Annotated in this window: 13 protein-coding genes; 1 reads left to right on the top strand and 12 read right to left on the bottom strand. The window is 62.9% G+C overall.

Going from position 1 to position 16,878, the window contains the following annotated elements; all coding sequences use genetic code 11:
• Position 1 precedes the first annotated feature (1 nt).
• From CKW37_RS08970 to CKW37_RS08995, 6 genes are all read right to left on the bottom strand, one after another.
• Positions 2 to 550: a chalcone isomerase family protein gene (locus CKW37_RS08970; RefSeq protein ID WP_095155325.1), complete on the bottom strand. Its 549-nt coding sequence runs from the start codon at positions 548 to 550 to the stop codon at positions 2 to 4.
• 227 nt (positions 551 to 777) lie between these two features.
• Positions 778 to 2,385 (bottom strand): GMC family oxidoreductase, encoded by a 1,608-nt coding sequence (locus tag CKW37_RS08975; RefSeq protein WP_095155326.1) that lies wholly within the window; start codon positions 2,383 to 2,385, stop codon positions 778 to 780.
• Between the two features lie 54 nt (positions 2,386 to 2,439).
• Positions 2,440 to 3,657, bottom strand: a complete 1,218-nt coding sequence (locus CKW37_RS08980; RefSeq protein ID WP_095155327.1) for a mandelate racemase/muconate lactonizing enzyme family protein — start codon at positions 3,655 to 3,657, stop codon at positions 2,440 to 2,442.
• A gap of 1 nt (position 3,658) precedes the next feature.
• Positions 3,659 to 4,978 (bottom strand): nitrate/nitrite transporter, encoded by a 1,320-nt coding sequence (locus tag CKW37_RS08985; RefSeq protein WP_095155328.1) that lies wholly within the window; start codon positions 4,976 to 4,978, stop codon positions 3,659 to 3,661.
• Between the two features lie 109 nt (positions 4,979 to 5,087).
• Entirely contained in the window at positions 5,088 to 6,512 is a 1,425-nt protein-coding gene (gene aldA, locus CKW37_RS08990) for an aldehyde dehydrogenase (protein WP_095155329.1), read from the bottom strand.
• Positions 6,513 to 6,695: 183 nt separating this feature from the next.
• Positions 6,696 to 7,628, bottom strand: coding sequence for a LysR substrate-binding domain-containing protein (locus tag CKW37_RS08995; RefSeq protein ID WP_095155330.1), 933 nt, complete (start codon positions 7,626 to 7,628; stop codon positions 6,696 to 6,698).
• A 195-nt stretch (positions 7,629 to 7,823) separates the two neighbouring features.
• Here CKW37_RS08995 and CKW37_RS09000 point away from each other — a divergent pair, with 195 nt between their 5' ends.
• Positions 7,824 to 9,002 carry a hypothetical protein gene (locus CKW37_RS09000; protein WP_095155331.1) on the top strand — a complete coding sequence of 393 codons (1,179 nt, stop codon included), beginning with the start codon at positions 7,824 to 7,826 and terminating at the stop codon, positions 9,000 to 9,002.
• 172 nt (positions 9,003 to 9,174) lie between these two features.
• On the opposite strand, the gene CKW37_RS09005 is transcribed toward CKW37_RS09000, so the two are convergent.
• From CKW37_RS09005 to CKW37_RS09030, 6 genes are all read right to left on the bottom strand, one after another.
• Positions 9,175 to 9,366, bottom strand: a complete 192-nt coding sequence (locus tag CKW37_RS09005) for a DUF1737 domain-containing protein (protein ID WP_095155332.1) — start codon at positions 9,364 to 9,366, stop codon at positions 9,175 to 9,177.
• Between the two features lie 45 nt (positions 9,367 to 9,411).
• Complete coding sequence (locus CKW37_RS09010; protein ID WP_095155362.1) at positions 9,412 to 11,175, bottom strand: glycoside hydrolase family 15 protein; 1,764 nt, start codon at positions 11,173 to 11,175, stop codon at positions 9,412 to 9,414.
• A 135-nt stretch (positions 11,176 to 11,310) separates the two neighbouring features.
• Positions 11,311 to 13,701, bottom strand: coding sequence for a TonB-dependent siderophore receptor (locus CKW37_RS09015; RefSeq protein ID WP_095155333.1), 2,391 nt, complete (start codon positions 13,699 to 13,701; stop codon positions 11,311 to 11,313).
• Positions 13,702 to 13,785: 84 nt separating this feature from the next.
• Positions 13,786 to 14,433: a TIGR02646 family protein gene (locus tag CKW37_RS09020; RefSeq protein WP_095155334.1), complete on the bottom strand. Its 648-nt coding sequence runs from the start codon at positions 14,431 to 14,433 to the stop codon at positions 13,786 to 13,788.
• Entirely contained in the window at positions 14,417 to 15,844 is a 1,428-nt protein-coding gene (locus CKW37_RS09025) for an AAA family ATPase (protein WP_095155335.1), read from the bottom strand. Before CKW37_RS09025 ends, CKW37_RS09020 begins: the two co-directional genes overlap by 17 nt.
• Positions 15,845 to 15,959: 115 nt before the next feature.
• A complete protein-coding gene (locus CKW37_RS09030; RefSeq protein ID WP_095155336.1) occupies positions 15,960 to 16,877 on the bottom strand; it encodes a FecR family protein in 918 nt (305 codons plus the stop codon).
• Position 16,878: the final 1 nt, after the last annotated feature.

The following is a 16,878-nucleotide window of genomic DNA, read 5'->3' on the forward strand; positions in this document are numbered from 1 at the left end:
GTCACTCTCCTCGATCGGCCTGCCCCAGCAGGCGCTGGCGCAGTTGTGGATCACGGGCCCGCGGGTCCAGCCAGATGGCGAAGAACGCACGGGCAAAGGCGGCGTCATCAATCTCGCGGCGCAATTCGCCATCGACATAGAAACGGCAGCCACGTCCCGGCAGATACAAGCCGGTGATGCGCATGCCGGGACGCACATCGACAAAGGCGCCGTTCATGGCCTCGGTCCAGCGGTCCAGGGTCGAGGCGTCCAGGGTCTTGTCGCCGAGGCGGCGCATTTCCTCGAGGCTGGCTTCGACCAGCGTGTCCCGGGATAGCGAGCGGTGGTAGATGAGTTCCAGGGCGAAGGGCTGCTGCAAGTCCGGCGGTGTGACCGGGCTCCACAAGCGGGCGCTGTAGAGGCGCAGGCCAAACCAGGTGAATTCGCCGCTGCCCACCAGCCGGGCATCGGGCAATGCGGGCCGCCAGTCGGCGGCGGCATTGGCGGTCAGCGCCAGCAGCAGGCAGAGCGATACCAGGGTGTGTCGCCTGCGATTGCTTGCGCTCGCCATGTGAAAGAACCTCGAAAGCGCTGCGAAATATTGTACAAGTATATTCTCTTGTACAACTTTCGCCTGAGCGGGTTCATTTCTGTAGAGGTTTTCTTGCAGGCTGGCAGATGGTCGGTGTTCTCAGGAACGAGCGCCGCATAGGCGGCGCATTGCGAGCAAGCTCGCTCCTACAGCGTTTTTGCACAGTAGAAGCGCGCTTGTCGGGGCGATGATCCGTCGCGAGGTGATCAGGCATCCGCCAACACCAGATCAGCCCCCTTCTCCGCCACCATCAACACCGCAGCATGGGTGTTGCCCGAGGTCACGTTGGGGAAGATCGACGCATCGATCACCCGCAGCCCATCAAGGCCATGCACTTTCAGGCGCTTGTCCACCACCGAGCTGGCTTCGTCGGCGCCCATGGCGCAGGTGCCGCACAGGTGGTAGATCGAGCCGCTGTTCTCGCGGAAGTACGCCAGCATCTGCTCGTCGCTGTCCACCGCCGGGCCCGGCAGCACTTCTTCGACGGTAATGCCCTTGAGCGCCGGGGCCTGCATGATCTTGCGCATCAGCCGGCTGCCCTGGATCACTTCGTCGATGTCTTTCTCGGTGCTCAGGTAGTTGGGGTCGATCAGCGCCGCATCGCGGGGGTTGCCCGAGGCGATTTCGACATGACCTCGGCTGGTCGGCCGGCACGGGTTAAAGCACAGCAGGAAGCCGGAGTACGGTTCGGGCTTGAGGCTGGCCTTGTTGTTCTTCGGGATCTGGTACGACAGCGGGTTGAAATACAACTGCAGGTTGGGGTTCTGCTCGCCCTCCTGACCACGGAAGAAGCCACCCGCCTGGTTGACGCTCATCGCCAGCGCGCCCTTGCGCGTGAACAGGTATTGCAGGCCCAGCTTGAGCTGGCCGAGCAACGAGCCGAGCTGGTCATTGAGGGTCGGGATATTGGCCTTGTAGTAGTAGCTGACGCACAGGTGATCCTGCAGATTGCGGCCCACCGCCGGCAGTTGCCTGACCTGCTTGATGCCGTGCTTGTCCAGCAGCGCGCGGTCGCCCACCCCGGACAGTTGCAGGATCTTCGGTGTATCCACGGCGCCGGCGCAGAGGATGACTTCCTTGCGCGCGATAAAGCTGCGGCTGACACCGTTCTGGCTGACCAGCACGCCACTGGCGCGCTCGCCTTCGAACAGCACCCGGTCGACCAGCGCATGGTGTTCGATCGTCAGGTTCGCCCGGCTCAGCGCCGGGTGCAGATGGGCGAAGCTGCTGGAGCAGCGCTGGCCGTTGCGGGTGTTGACGTCGTAGATGCCGGCGCCTTCGAATTTCGGCCCGTTGAAGTCTTCGCTGCGCGGATAGCCCAGCTCTTCGCAGCCCTTGAGGAAGACGTCACAGATCGGGTGGGTCTGGCCTTTCATCGGGGTGATGCTGATCGGCCCGCTGCCGCCGTGATAGGCGCTGTCGCCCAGCGGGTGGTTCTCCAGCTTGCGGAAGTACGGCAGCACGTCCTTGAAGCCCCAGCCGTCGTTGCCGTTGGCCGCCCAGTCGTCGAAATCATGGGCCTGGCCGCGCACGTAGATCATCGCGTTGATCGAGCCCGAACCGCCCTGCACCTTGCCGCGCGGGGCGTAGATGGCGCGATTGGCGAGTTGCTTCTGCGGCTGGCTGTAGTACATCCAGTTGAAGGTCGGGTTGTAATACATCTTGGCGAAACCGACCGGGATCTTGAACCAGAACGAGTCGTCCTTGCCGCCCGCTTCCAGCAGCAGCACCGAGTGCTTGCCCGAGGCCGACAGCCGGTTGGCGAGGACGCAACCGGCAGCACCCGCGCCGGCAATGATGTAGTCGTAAGTCATGCAGTTACCGCGTAAGTCAGAGTGAGCGCCGCCCGTTGCCGGGCGAGCGTCGGGTCAGCCCTTGGCCGGCGAGGTGTCCCGCACGTCGGCCGGGGTCGGTGCCATTTGCAGGTGCAGGCGCTGGCCGGTGTAGGGCGTGTGCTTGCGCACCACGTCCATGTTCAGCTCGACACCCAGGCCCGGTTCGCTGGACGGGATGATGTAGCCGTCTTCCCATTGCAGCGGCCTGGTCAGCACTTCGGCATGGAAGCCGCCCCAGGTCTCGATGCTTTCCTGGATCAGGAAGTTCGGCGTGCAGGCCGCGAGCTGGAAGCTGGCCGCCGCGCCGATCGGACCGTTGTAGAGGTGCGGGGCGATCTGCGCGTAGTACACCTCGGCCAGGCTGGCGATCTTCTTCGCCTCCAGCAGGCCGCCGCAGCGCGCCACATTCATCTGCAGGATCGACGCACCGCCGGCCTGCAGCAGCTTGAAGAACTCGTACTTGGTGGTCAGCCGCTCGCCGGTGGCGATGGGGATGCTGGTCTTGCCGGCCACCAGGGCCATGGCGTCTTCCTGGCCCGGCGGGATCGGCTCTTCGAACCACAACGGGTCGTACTTCTCCAGGCGCTTGGCCAGGCGGATCGCCGAAGACGGCACCATTTGCCCGTGCGTGCCGAACAGCAGGTCGCACTTGTCGCCCACAGCCTCGCGGATCTTGCGGCAGAAGGTTTCGCAGCGCTCCAGCACTTCCAGGGAAATCTGGTGCCCGGAGTACGCGGTGTACGGGCCGGCGGGGTCGAACTTCACCGCGGTGAAGCCCTTGTTCATGTTCTGCACCGCGCATTCGGCGGCCAGGTCCGGGTCGTCGTAGTCGTACTCGCCCTGGCTGTTGACCGGGTACAGGTAGGTGTAGGAACGCAGGCGCTCATGCACCTTGCCGCCGAGCAGTTCGTAGACCGGCTTGTTCGCCGCCTTGCCGATGATGTCCCAGCAGGCCATTTCCAGGCCGCTGACCACGCCCATCATGGTCAGGTCCGGGCGCTGGGTGAAGCCGCTCGAATAGGCCTGACGGAAGAAACGCTCGATGTGGTGCGGGTCCTGGTCGAGCAGGTAGCGCTCGAACACGTCCTCGATGATCGGCAGCATGGCCTTGGGGCCGAAGGTGGCGGCGTAGATCTCGCCGACGCCTTCGATGCCGCAGGCGGTGCGCAGCTTGACGAACAGCCAGTACATGCCGCCGATGTGCGGTGGCGGTACGGCGACGATATGGGTTTCGAGAGCGACGATTTTCATCTCAGGCACCTGTGTTCTGAAGTCGGTTGTTGCGCTTGACCCGGGCCCGCAGTGCCACCGCGGCCAGGGTGCCGATCAGGCCCACGGCGCCGATGTAGCTGAAGTACAGCTTGTAGCCCAGGGCGCCAGGGTAGTGTTCGGTGAGGTAACCGTTGATCAGCGGAATGAAGGTGTCGGGCAGATAGCCGACCACCGAAACGATGCCGATCGCCAGGCCGGTGATGCGCAGCGGAATGGCGCAGGTATCGAGGATTGCCCAGTACAGGCCACGGATGGCGTAGGTCATCAGGCCGATGAAGATCACCGTGGCGATCAGCAGGCCGAGGCTGTTCAGCGCCGGGAAGACGATCAGGCCGAAGATGCCCAGGGTGGCCAGGAGCATGGCGACGATCAGCACCGAGACGTTGCTGAACTTGTCACCCAGCCAGCCGCCGCCGATGCCGCCGATGGGGCGCATCCACAGTTTGATGGTGGTGATGGTGCCGGCCATGACGGCGGTCATGCCGCTGCCTTGCAGGTAGTCGGAGAAACTGTAAGTGGCCCAGAAGATGTGGTAGCCGCAGAACACAATGGCGGTCACCAGCCACAGCTCCGGGATCCTGACCAGGGTCGCGAGGTCGCTCAGCAGGTTGAACTTGCCCTTCTCCACCGCCTCGGTGCTTTCCATGGACTTGGGGTCCTTGAGCAGCACCAGCACGCAGCCGATGGCGATACAGGTGAAGGAGTACAGGTAGACCACATGCTTGAAGCCTTCGGCGACCGATTCGCCGCGGGTTTCGGTGGCAAAGGCGAACAGCGCCAGGGCCACGGTGGCCAGCAGCGCTTCCACCAGGCCGCGACCGCCGTCGAGGATGCCGAAGAAACGGCCCTGCTCGGAGTGCCGGGCGATCATCTTGACCCGCTTGAGCACCGAGGCCCAGAAGGTCAGGCCGGTGGTCAGGCCCCAGCAGCCGAAGATGATCAGCAGGCCGGTCATCGACGGCGCGGTGGAATACCACAGGCCCAGCGCGCCGGTGGCCACCAGCGAGAAGAAGATCAGGAAACGCGGGGCGATGCGGTCAGCCAGCCAGCCGCTGGGCAGGTAGCTGAGCAGGAAGAGGGTGCCGAGCATGGAGTACAGGTAACCCAGCTCGCTGTGGTTGATCTGGAATACCTCGAGCATGGTGGTCTGGTAGACCTGCCGCAGGTAGAGGATCGGGTAGATCGCGCCGGCAGCGAGCACCAGCAGCATCAGTTGGAAATAGCGACTTCCCTTGTCGCTGGCGCCCGCGACGGGGGCGGCGGAACCCTGGACAGCAGCATTGGCAGCATGCTTGGACATGGATGAAACCTCTGTTGTTCTTATTAGGGGAACGGCACGCTGCAAGCACCTGGCGGCAAGTCGCCGTACAACACGGACGCCTTGCCACGGGTAGCTTGCGACTTAAAACTCAGTACTTCATGACCACCAGTCGGGTCTGGGTGAATTCGAGCATTCCGTGCTTGCCGTCATCACCGCCCAGGCCCGAGCGTTTCCAGCCGGCGTGAAAGCCCTGGTACGGGTCGGCCGGGGTGCGATTGACGTACAACTCGCCGGCCTCGATGGCGGCGGCCACCTTCATGGTGGTGCGGTAGTTTTCGGTGTAGAGCACCGACGACAGGCCGAACTGGTGGTCGTTGGCCATATCCAGCGCCTGGTCGATGCTGTGGTAGCGCAGCAGCGCCAGCACCGGGCCGAAGGTTTCTTCCTGGACGATTTCCATGTCCTGGCGGCAGTGGCTGAGCAGGGTCGGCGGGTAGAAATGACCCGGGCCCTGCGGAATGAAACCGCCGGTCTCCAGCACCGCGCCGACCGCGACCGCGCGCTCGACCATGGCGTGGATGTTGCGCCGGGAGGCGGCGTTGACCAGCGGCCCCATCCGCTGCGGATCCTCGGCACGGTCGCCGAAACGCACCGCGGCGAATTTCTCCTTGAGCAGCGCCAGCAGGCGGTCGTGCACGCTTTCGTGGGCGTAGACCCGCTCCACCGCCGTGCACAACTGGCCGCAATGGGTGGTCTTGGAACCGACGATATCGTTGGCGGCCTTTTCCAGGTCAGCGTCGGCTTCGACGATCACCGGGGTCTTGCCGCCCAGTTCCAGGGACGGCTTGGCGATGTTTTCCTTGCAGTAATCGAGGACGATGCGCCCGGCGTTGACGCTGCCGGTCAGGGTGATCAGGCCCACCGCCTTGTGGGTGCAGAGGCTGGCGGCGGTGGCGTGGTCCATGGTCAGGATGTTCAGCACGCCCGCTGGCAGGCCGGCCTGTTGTGCGGCGCGGGCAATTTCGAAGGCCGACAGCGGTGTGTTGTTGCTCGGCCGCACCACCACGGTATTGCCGGCGATCAGCGCCGGGGCGACTTTGCGCAGCAGGGTGTAGACCGGGTAGTTGAACGGAATCAGGCAGGCCACCACGCCGATCGGCTCGCGGTGCAGGAACAGGCGTTCGTCGGGGGTGTCGCTGGGGATGATCTCGCCTTCGATGCGCCGCGCCCACTCGGCGTGGTAGCGGGTGATTTGCGCCGCGTAGCGGGCCTCGTTGCTGGCGTCTTCCAGGCTCTTGCCGGACTCGGCGGCCAGCGCCTCGCCGATCTGCACGGCATGGGCGTCGAGGGCGTCGGCGAAGGCGCGCAGATGCTCGCCGCGCTCGATGCTGGTCAGCTTGCCCCAGGTTTTCTGCGCCACGGCAGCGGCGTCGACAGCGGCGATGGCCTCTTCCACGGTGGCCGCCGCGACCTGGCCAACCACGCTTTCCGTGGCCGGGTCCTGCACCGCAATCAGTGCCGCGCCGGCAGGCTCGATGAAGTGGCCATCAACAAAATTTCGCTCGATTCGCATCGTGGGTTGCCCATCGTTGTCACGTTGTTATTGACGGGCAGTGTTGTGATTCGGGGGCGGATGGACAAACGATTAATAGCGCAGGGGAACATTCGAAAAAGGCATGTTAGTGGTATTTTCCAAGGCCTCATCGCTGCGGCCCGGCGCACCGACACGCCAGCGATGAAGCCCCAGAAAGTCATCTCAAACAGCCGGACTAGACGGCTCCAACTGCCGCTGCGCCAGCCAGATTTCCTCCTGCAGCCACTGGCTGAACAACTGCAACTGCGGCGCATCGCGCTGTTCCGGGCGGGTCACCAGCCAGTAGGACTGATGCCCGTCCACATGCACGTTGAGCACCTGGGTCAGCCGTCCGCCGGCCAGTTCGGGAGCGACCATGTGCCAGTCGGCGATGGTGATGCCCAGGCCATCCACCGCAGCACGGATGGCCAGGTCCAGCAGGTCGAACTCATAGCCGCCCTGGGTATCCACGCCGCTGATGCGGGCGGCGTCCAGCCAGTGTTTCCAGGTGAGGTAGCGCTGGTCTTCGCGGGCCAGCACATGCAGCAACGTCATGCGGTTCAGGTCGATGCCCTGTTCGTCTTCCTCCCGGGCATACAACGACGGCGCGCACACGGCGATATGCCGCTCCTGAATCAGCAACGAGCTGTCCAGGCCATCCCACTCGCCATTGCCGAAGCGGATCGCGCAATCAAGGGTGGCGGTTTCCGCGAGGCTGTCCTGCAAGCGCGTGGTAATGCTCAGTTCCAGCTCCGGGTGGCGCTCGCGCAGGCGCCCCAGCCGTGGCATCAGCCAGCGGCTGGTAAAGGTCGGCGGGGCATTGAGGTGCAGGCGGTTGGAATGGGTTTTCTGCTGGATGCTGCGCACAGTCATCTCGATCTTGTCGAACGACTGGTGCAGCGCCCGCAGCAGCACGCGCCCGGCATTGGTCAGCTCAAGGTGATGATGCCGGCGTTGCAGCAGGTGCTCGCCCAGTTGCTCCTCCAGTTGCCGCACCTGACGGCTGACCGCGCTCTGGGTGACGTTGAGCAACTCGGCGGCGCGGGTGAAGCTGCCGGTGCTACCGGCCACCTCGAAGGCTTTGAGTGCGTTGAGACCTGGCATTTTGCGTTTCATGGAAGGCGCTCGGAAGACGGCTGACAAGGTTTGCAGTATTCCACGCGGCAAGGACTCTTCCTACAAAGCCGACAAAATTCTCAGGCAGTAACCTGCGTTAAACGCAGGTTTGTCTCTCGATTTAATCGTTTGTCCCGCAAACGCCTGATGGCAACACTGCGCGCGTCTCACATAACAATAAACGAGAGCCGCCACATGCCCTTCACCGCTTCCCTGCGCTTGCAGTCCGTTTGTCTTGCCGCCTTGTCCAGCCTCGCCGTCCCGGCCATGGCGGTGCAGGTCACCGACCACCTCGACCTCGGTGGTGCCGTACGCGCCCGTTGGGACTACGACCCGGACCGCGACATCCAGAAGTTCAACTTCGACACTGCCTTCCTCACTGCCAAATACACCTCCGACACCTGGATCGGCGCCGCCAAGTACCGCTTCTACGGGCGCGCTTACCCGTACAAGTACACCAACAATGTCGGCGACGTGGCGTTCGCCGAAACCGCCTGGGTCGGCTATCGCTTCAACCCGGACCAGCAGATCCAGGTCGGCCTCAACCAGATTCCGTTCGGCCTGCAGCCGTACTTCGGCAGCACCTTCTTCGAAACCCTGGGCAACGTCATCGGCCTGGAGGATGTCGAGCAGATCGGCGCCAAGTACATTCAGCAGGTCGGCGACTGGAATATCCAGGCCGGCTACTACCTGCGCCCGGCCTGGCAAGGCAAAGGCACCAGCAATGGCCGCACCTACTCCACCGTGGTGTCCTCCGCCGACAGCTACGTCGAGGACGGCAGCGACAACCGCGAGCGCAACACCGCAGTGCTGCGCCTGGCCAAGGCCGTGCAGCTGGGCGACTGGAAATCCGAGGTCGGTGTGTCGGGCATGACTTCCACGCTGAAGAACAACGACACCGGCGACGACGGCCGGCGCAATGCCGTGGCGGTGCACTACCTGGGCAAGAACGGCCCGTGGGGCGTGCAGTTGATGGCGGCGCGGCAACAGATGTCACCGCGTAATGAAGGCACCGATGAAGTGGTCACCTTCGGCGGCTACGACGGCACGTTCAACGTCGCCAGCCGCGGCAACTTCTACGTTGCCGACCTCAGCTACGACGTCGACGGCAAATACTTGTTCGACCAGCTCAGCGGGATCAAGCTGTACGCCAACTACAGCGCCTTCGACAAATCAGCCTCGGGCTTCGACACCTCCGAGCGGCTGATTCTTGGCTCGTCGTTCTCACTGAGCAAATTGTGGATCGCCACCGAATGGCTGATCGGCAAGAACGATCCCTACATTGGTGGCAGCAGCTATGCGCAGAGCCTGGGCGCTGGCGGTAGTGATCAGTGGGAGAACCAGGTTTACGTGAATATTGGTTACTACTTCTAGAAGCGCTGGAGCGGAGCTGCCAAACACATGCTCTATATTGGCGCATCGCGAGCAAGCTCGCTCCTACAGGGGCATTCGCCGGTTCAGTGACCTGTAGGAGCGAGCTTGCTCGCGAAGCGCCGGATCAACCAAGACCGACACATGCCGTGCTCATCCGATCTCATAACCCCAACTACCGCCCCGGCCACACCACCGCCTGAGCCGCGATCACATGATGCTTGCTCGCATCGAAGGTGATGCTGGGCGAGCCATGGAGCTCGTAACCCAGCGCCAGCGCTTCGGAAATACGCCGGCAGAACGCGGCATCATCGGGGCCGGTGATCAGGCGATAGACCGGCAGGCCATTAGGTGGAGTCGAGTTCATGGGTCTTCCTTGCGGGCCAGTGGATCAGGCCCGCGATCATAGCATTCAGCTATTTCCCCGGTGATCGCCTTCCCCGCCAATCGCCCGCGCCGCCCGTATCAGCGACAAATGCGTCAGCCCCTGCGGCAGGTTGCCCAAGTACTGGCCGCTGTCGGGATCGACCATCTCGGAATAAATCCCCACGCCGCGCCCCAGGCCCTCCACCGCTTTGTCGAACCCGTCTTCGGCCCGCGCTTGCTGGCCGAGCAACGCCCAGGCTTCGATCATCCAGAAGGTACAGGCGAGGAAGCAGCCTTCCTCCAGTTCGACCTGGCTGTAGCGGTAGTGAAAAGCGCCACGGCCGAGTTCTCGCTGCACCGCCTCCAAGGTGCTGCGCAGGCGTTCCCGCTCGGGGTAGCCGAAGCGCACCGCGAGGGCGATCGAGGCGTCCAGCCGTTCGCTGTCCGGGTAGAACTGATAGCCCTGCAGCGTCTCGCTCCAGCAATGGGCCTCGACCCAGGCGTGAATACGCTGGCGCTCGCGGTCCCAGCGGTCGCGGCATGTGGTGGGCAGGTGGCCGTGGTCGGCCAGTTCCACCGCGTGGTTGAGCGCCTGCCAGCAACTGATTTTCGAGGTGGTGTAATGGCGAATTTCCGGCAGTTCCCAGATACCTGAGTCAGGCTGGCGCCAGGTGTCGGCGCATTGGTCGGCGATGCCGCAAAGCAGCCTCGCACTGCGGGCATCGAGGACGTTGCCGCAGGCGATGAAACTGCGCACCGTCTCGAAGATATCGCCGTAGATGCCGTGCTGGATTTGCCCGGTGGCATTGTTGCCGACCACCGGCGGCGAGTATTTGTAGCCGGGCAACGGCAACGCACGGGCGCCCTCGCCCACCTCGCCTTGCAGCGTGTAGAACACCCGCACGCCGTGTTCGCTCAGGCGGTGCAGCAGCCAGGTCAGCGCCGCCTTGGCTTCCGGCTGGGCGCCCATGGTGAGGAAGGCTTCGATGATGTAGCCGGCGTCCCGCACCCAGGCGAAACGGTAGTCGTAGTTCTTGGTGCCGCCGATGCGCTCGGGCAGCGAGGTGGTGGCCGCGGCCATGATCGCCCCGGTCGGCGAGGACAGCAGCAACTTCAGCGCCAGGGCGCTGCGCACCACTAGCGTCTGGTACGGGCCGTCATAGCTCAGGCATTTACTCCATTGCAGCCATTCGCGGTGCGAGCCGTCGATACGCGCGTCGATCAGTTCGAGGCTCGGCACCACCAGCGGTTCGTCGCGCCCGCTGACGATGGCCATCACCACCTTGTCGCCGGCCGCCACCCGCACCTCGGCCCGCACGCCAAGGTCGTCCTTGCGCTGGATCTGCAATTGCTCGCTGTAGATGAACATGCCGAGGATATGGCCGGCATGAAACACGCAGCCGTTGCCGGTCGGGGCAAGAAACGGCGAGACGGTGTCGGCCTGGGTGCCGAAGTCGATTTTCACCGCGAAGTCGACCTGCCCTTCCACGCCCTCCAGGCGTCGCCCCAGTTCAGCCCAGGGCAGACGCCCGGCCGGGCCGCTGTTGAGCGACTCGACCAGGCGCGCCCGGCCGCTGTCGGTGATGAACAGGGTTTCCAGGACATTGCTGCCCGGCAGGTAACGACGCTCGACGCGATACGCCTGCGTCGGCGTGATCGCGAAATAGCCGCCATGCCGCGGCGCCAGCAGGCGGTCGAACAACGGCGGCGAATCCATATGCGGCACGCACCACCAGTCGATCGAACCGTCCCAGCCCACCAGCGCCACCGAGCGCCCGTCGCCGAGCGCCGCATAGCCTTCGAGGGGCAGCCAGCCACCAGCGTCGCGTTGTGGTTCGCCATGCTGGATGCCTTGTATCACGCGGTCTTCCACGGGGTCGCTCCGAAGTGGGGGGTGTTTCCTTCGGACCGGTGGAGCCGCCGGCAAGTTCGCCTGGATCGCGCCTCAGAACTTCGCCCGCAACGCCACGTTGAAATTGCGTGGCTCGCCGTAGAAGTTCCAGTAGTTGTCGTTGCCGATGGTCTGGATGTACTTCTTGTCGAAGACGTTATCCAGGTTGTACTGCAGCTCCAGGTGCTCGTTCAGCTCGTAGATCGCGTGCAGGCTGGTCAGGGCATAGCCGCGCTGCTGGATCTGGTAATTGGCCTCGCGGTTGGTGATCTTGCTCTGGGCGTACACGCTGCCGCCCACCCGCGCCTTGTTCAGCACACCCGGCAGGCGATAGTCGGTGGCGATCTTGAACAGGTGCCGTGGCGCCAGCGACGAGTAATCCTCGCCCTTCTGTTCGCCGCCGATGTACTTGGACTGCACGTAGGTATAGCCCGCTGACAGGTTCCATTCCTCGGTCAACGCGCCGTTCACCTCCAGCTCCACGCCGCGATTGCGGACTTTCTCGGAAGGCTCGTAGCAGTTGCACGGCAGCAGGTATTCGGCGCGGCCGGTCTGGTCGGCCTGGAACAGCGCGACGCTGGCATTCAGGCGCTTGTCGTAGAACTCGCCCTTGAGCCCCAGCTCGTAGTTGCTGCCGGTCATGGGTTCGAGGATCGAGCCACCGGCATCCAGGTTCGCCTGCGGCTTGAAGATTTCGGTGTAGCTGGCGTAGGCGGAAAGGTTGTCGCTCAGTTCCTGCACCAGGCCGGCGTAGGGCGTGATCTCGCGGTTTTTCGCGTATTCGGTGTTGCGCGGGATGCCGGTGGTGTTGGTCATGTTCTCGGTCTTGAACCAACTGACCCGGCTGCCGACGATGAACTTCGTGCTGTCGGTCAGGCTGAAGCGCGCCGCGCCGTAGACCCCGGACTGCTCCTGGGTGATGTTGTACTTCCACAGGTTGGCGTTGAGCCCGGTCGGCTTGGGCGGGTTGAAGCCGGACAGGTCGTTCATGTCGAACTGATAGCCGTAACCGGCATCGCGGCCGCCGTGGTAGTCGAAATCGTCCTTGCGCACGTTGGCGCCCAGCACCAGTTCATGGCGCCGGCCCAGCAGCTCGAACGGGCCGGTGGCATAGCCGTCGACGCTGGTCTGGGTGTCGTCGTAGAAGAAGTGCCGCGGGTTGAGGCTGAAGCGGTCGCCGCTGACGCGCCAGGTGTAGTTGCCGAGAAAGTCCGACTTGGCCTTGATGTGGTTGGCGGCGACGATCAGTTTCCAGTCGTTGTCGAAGCTGTGCTGGATATCGGCGAAAAAGGTGGTGTTGTTCTTGTTCAGCTTGTTCCACTTGCCGGTGAGGTTGGTCGAGCGCGACAGCGGATAGAAGGCGCCGTCCTTGGCCGTTGGCAGGGCCGACCAGTCATAACCGGAGTTGCGGTCCTTCTGGTAGGAGAAACCCAGAGTCGCCATGGTGCTCGCCGACAGGTCCATTTCGACGATGCCGTAGAACAACTGGTTTTCTTTTTTCACGTTGTCCATGTAGCTGTTGGCGTCGTTGTAGCTGATGACCGTGCGCCCGCGCAGCGTGCCCGGCTCGTTCAGCGCCGACGACAGATCGACCAGGGTGCGGTAGTTGTCCCACGAGCCCACCGAGGTTTCCACCAACGCCTGCGGTTCCGCCGTCGGGCGCTTGCGCACCAAATTGATCGCCGCCGACGGCGTGCCCGCGCCTTCGGTCAGGCCGGTGGCGCCACGTACCACTTCAACGCGGTCATAGATGTCGGTGGCCGGCTTGGAGATGGCGTCCATCGAATAGGCGTTGCCGACGTTGGTGGGCACGCCGTCGATCTGCAAGCTGTCCACCAACTGGCCGCGGGACTGGTAGAGCGAGCGCTCGCCGCCGTTCTTGATGACGATCACGCCGGTGGTGTTTTGCAGCACGTCGTCCAGGTCTTTCATGTTCTGGTCGTCCATGCGCTGGCGGGTGACCACGGTCACCGACTGCGGGGTTTCGCGCTGGGTCATGTTCAGCCGCGTCGCAGTGGTGGTCGGGCCACGGGTGGCATACGAGGTGCTGCCCTCGGTGACACTCCCCGCCACCGCGCCGGTCACCGATGTGGCGCCGAGTTGCACGGCATCCCCTTGCACCGCGGCTTTTTCCAGCATGACGCTGCCAGCGCCGGTGGCGTGCCAGATCAGCCCGCTGCCCTGCAGCAAACGCTGCAACGCCGCCTCCGGTTCCTGACTGCCGCGCACCGCCGGGCTGCTCAGGCCCTGCACCAGCTCGCCGTTGTAAATCACCTGCAAACCGCTCTGCTCGGCCAGTTGATTGAGCGCCGACCCCAGCGACTGCGCGGGGATATCAAAAGCAACCGGCTCGGCCCAGGCCAGCGCTGGCAACAGGCCCATCAGCAGCGTGGCGCGGCGCAAGGCGACGACGAGTGGACGGATACCGGTGGTGACGTGACGCATGTAAATCTCCCTAGCGAATGCAACGTATTATCGTTTTCGCCAAGGAAGACGGGTGACGCAGGCAGACCCGTAAAAAAATTTTGCTCAGCGCTCGTTCGACCCGGCGCTGAGCCAGCTTCTGAGGATGTTGACCATCACTGGAGCGAAAGGCTGAAGCTTGCCCTGATCGGGACGACTGAGATCATCGATCACCATTTGCAAGAGTTCATCATCCTCAACGGGAGACAAAGGCTCAACGCCATTGTCTTGCAAAACCATCCACGAAATCTGCCGGCGCTTTTCCACCAGTTTTTTGTTGTTGCGCTCATGATCACCAAGGTTCAACACAGAAATCGTATCGATGGCTCTGGGGGACAGCCCCTCGACCCGACCGCTGATAAGGAACCGTAACTCTCGCTCACACTCAGCCATCAGGGGCGACAGAGCAGCAGACTGGTTGCCTTTGGCGGCATCGCATTGCCCGGGTGTCGTGCAACTCGCAACAATGTTGTCGAAAGTCAGGCTCAATTGAGGATGGTGGTCACGGCACAGAAGATGCTCATTCAGGGTGTCAGAGCGCTCACCCGAAATCGGCATGCAGCAGTAGGCGCACAGGTGCAACTGCTCGGCCGTGCAGGTACGCCTGATGTCTGAGCGCTCCTCATGCGAGAGGTCACGGTAGTGTTTGTTCGGGTTTCGTGCCCTGAAACGTGTGAGCGCTTCAGGTTCCGAGCCTTTATCGATTTTTCTCAAGGCGCAATTCCTGCTTGCGAAGAAACAGTTTGGCCTTGGCCAGTTCCAGATTCGATGCGGGTAACAGCGCGTCGAGTTCTTCGATAAATTGCTTGGCGTCACTCAAGCGACCGCACTGGATGGCATCCAGCGCATCGTTCAGTTTTGCACCCACGTCCGGGTTACGAACGTGTGTGTCCATGACATCCAGCAGAACACTGTTGGCATCCTGGCCAAACTGTGACGGCACTCTGTCCAATTGACCATCGTTCAACGCAAACACCAGAACATCCGGGTAATCACTGATTACCAGCGGTGAATGGGTGGTGAGGATGAACTGACAGTTGGGGAAGGTCCGCGTCAGATTACGAATGATTTCTCGCTGCCAGGTCGGATGCAGGTGCATGTCCACTTCGTCGATGAGTACGACACCCTGACCCTGCAAGGGATCATCGAGGCCGGGGTTCATCATCGCCAGGCGCCGGGCGATATCCCCCACCAGCGCCATCAGGGTTTTCTCGCCCTGCGAGAGTTGAAGGACATTGAGAGCCAGGCCGGCTTTGTCGACCACCAGTTGCAGACGAGGTTTGCGCTGAACACGAAGGTTGGAGAAACCGGGCATGAATTGCTCGATCGCTTTACGGACCGCTGACAACTGAGGATCTACCGAGATCTCACGCAATCCGTTCATTACCACTTGCAGCTTTGCCAGTTCCTTGCCCAATGACCGGAAGTCTCCCGGTGTAATCTCATCAAGCGCTTGGGAATCCAGCGCGTTAACAAGTTCACCCAACCGTTCAAGTTGATCACGCTTGCGATCACTGGTGAGAATCTGATGGCCTATCTCATTTTCCTGGTCTTCACGATCCCTGAACCATTCAAAGAACTTCGTGAACTGCACCGAAGGGCTCAGGAAGTCTTCGTAGCCCACCAATTGGGAGAAAGCATTTCTCTTGTTCACCTTCAACGCTACTTCCAGAACCGAGCGCTCTACGGGGTAGTAGGCAACCAATGGAAGACTGCAGTCGTCGCTGTTGGTCAAGCGTGAACGATAGTCATCCGCCAGCACCCTGGCATCGACCAGAACAGAAGAATGCTGGCCGTTCATGCCTTGGCGAACGCGTGCCACGCTCCAGCGAAAATGCTCCTGCCCAGCGGCCACATCATGAACGTCAATGTCGATTGCGCAAGACGCTGCGCCCTCGCGAATCGAATCATCGTTGATGGGGCTACCTTTCCCCTTCTCACTGCGCAGGAGACCAATGAACCAGCTCATTGAAGTTGCCAACGCTTTAAGAATGGAGGTTTTGCCAGCGCCATTGTTACCAACCAGAACGACGACCTTGGCGGGGGTAATTTCGTTTTCCATGAATGATGCTTCAAGGGATTCGAATCGCCCGAAGTTATGAAGTCGAAACTTTCTGATTTGCATGGTCCGTACCCGGGATTGCCCTGAGTCAGGGGATACGCGCGCCCCTGAAAATTGCAGGAGCATAGCATGAGGGCATGCCGAAACAGGACCGAGGCCTTTGGAGGAAGCACCGCCTCTAGCGTGGCTGCATCACCAGCACATAGTCGGTGTAGCGCTGGATGATCATGGGGAACGCCTGTTCCAGGGTGGTCAGGGCGTCATCGAGGCGGTCGACGCGGAAGGTGCCGCTGACCCGCAATCCGCGCAGGCTGTCGTCGCCGATCAGCAGGTAGCCGGGACGGTAGCGCTGCAATTCGGCGAGCACGTCCGCCAGCGGGGTCATGTCGAACACCAGCCGGCCATGCTGCCAGGCCAGGGCCTTGGCGGTATCGACCGGCTGCTTCGCCAGCAGCGCCCCGCCCTGCCAGGTGACCTGTTCGCCGCCCGCCAGGGTGACGGCCGCGGCGTTGCCCTGCACCGCCACCCGCCCCTGGGCGACGGTGACCTGCACACCATTGTCCTGCTTGCGCACCGCGTAGACCGTGCCCAGCGCAGTGGCACTCAAGTCACCGGCGGCGACGCGGAACGGCCGTTGTGGATCGTGGGCAACCTCGAACAGCGCTTCGCCTCTGCGCAGGACGATCTCGCGGCGGTCATCGCGCAGGGTGACATCAAGCGCCGAATCGGCGTCGAGGAAGATCCGCGAACCGTCGGCCAGGGTGATGCGCTGCTGTTCACCGCGGGCGGTGCGGTAGTCGGCGTCCCAGGCCTGCTGCCGGGCCAGGCCGAGGCTCACGCCGATCACCAGCACTGCCGCCGTTGCCCAGTGCCAAATTCGCGGTGACCGGGGTCGCTCGACCGCAACTTCGACCTGCCCCGCGAGTTGCCACAGCCGCCGGGCCTCGACAAACGCCTGCTGATGCTCCGGGTGTTCCTGGCACCAGGCGCGGGCGGCCTCGACATCGGCCGGGCTGGCGTCGCCCGAAGTCAGGCGCACCACCCAGGCATGGGCAGTGGCGTGCAGTTGGTGGTGGGGATCGTGGCTATCGGACATG

Source organism: Pseudomonas sp. Irchel 3E13 (assembly GCF_900187455.1).
Classification (GTDB): Bacteria; Pseudomonadota; Gammaproteobacteria; order Pseudomonadales; family Pseudomonadaceae; genus Aquipseudomonas.

Coding starts and splice junctions, on each gene's coding strand:
- CKW37_RS08970 (WP_095155325.1), bottom strand. CDS start 550: ATGGCGAGCGCAAGCAATCGCAGGCGACACACCCTGGTATCGCTCTGC.
- CKW37_RS08975 (WP_095155326.1), bottom strand. CDS start 2,385: ATGACTTACGACTACATCATTGCCGGCGCGGGTGCTGCCGGTTGCGTC.
- CKW37_RS08980 (WP_095155327.1), bottom strand. CDS start 3,657: ATGAAAATCGTCGCTCTCGAAACCCATATCGTCGCCGTACCGCCACCG.
- CKW37_RS08985 (WP_095155328.1), bottom strand. CDS start 4,978: ATGTCCAAGCATGCTGCCAATGCTGCTGTCCAGGGTTCCGCCGCCCCC.
- aldA (WP_095155329.1), bottom strand. CDS start 6,512: ATGCGAATCGAGCGAAATTTTGTTGATGGCCACTTCATCGAGCCTGCC.
- CKW37_RS08995 (WP_095155330.1), bottom strand. CDS start 7,628: ATGAAACGCAAAATGCCAGGTCTCAACGCACTCAAAGCCTTCGAGGTG.
- CKW37_RS09000 (WP_095155331.1), top strand. CDS start 7,824: ATGCCCTTCACCGCTTCCCTGCGCTTGCAGTCCGTTTGTCTTGCCGCC.
- CKW37_RS09005 (WP_095155332.1), bottom strand. CDS start 9,366: ATGAACTCGACTCCACCTAATGGCCTGCCGGTCTATCGCCTGATCACC.
- CKW37_RS09015 (WP_095155333.1), bottom strand. CDS start 13,701: ATGCGTCACGTCACCACCGGTATCCGTCCACTCGTCGTCGCCTTGCGC.
- CKW37_RS09025 (WP_095155335.1), bottom strand. CDS start 15,844: ATGCAAATCAGAAAGTTTCGACTTCATAACTTCGGGCGATTCGAATCC.
- CKW37_RS09030 (WP_095155336.1), bottom strand. CDS start 16,877: ATGTCCGATAGCCACGATCCCCACCACCAACTGCACGCCACTGCCCAT.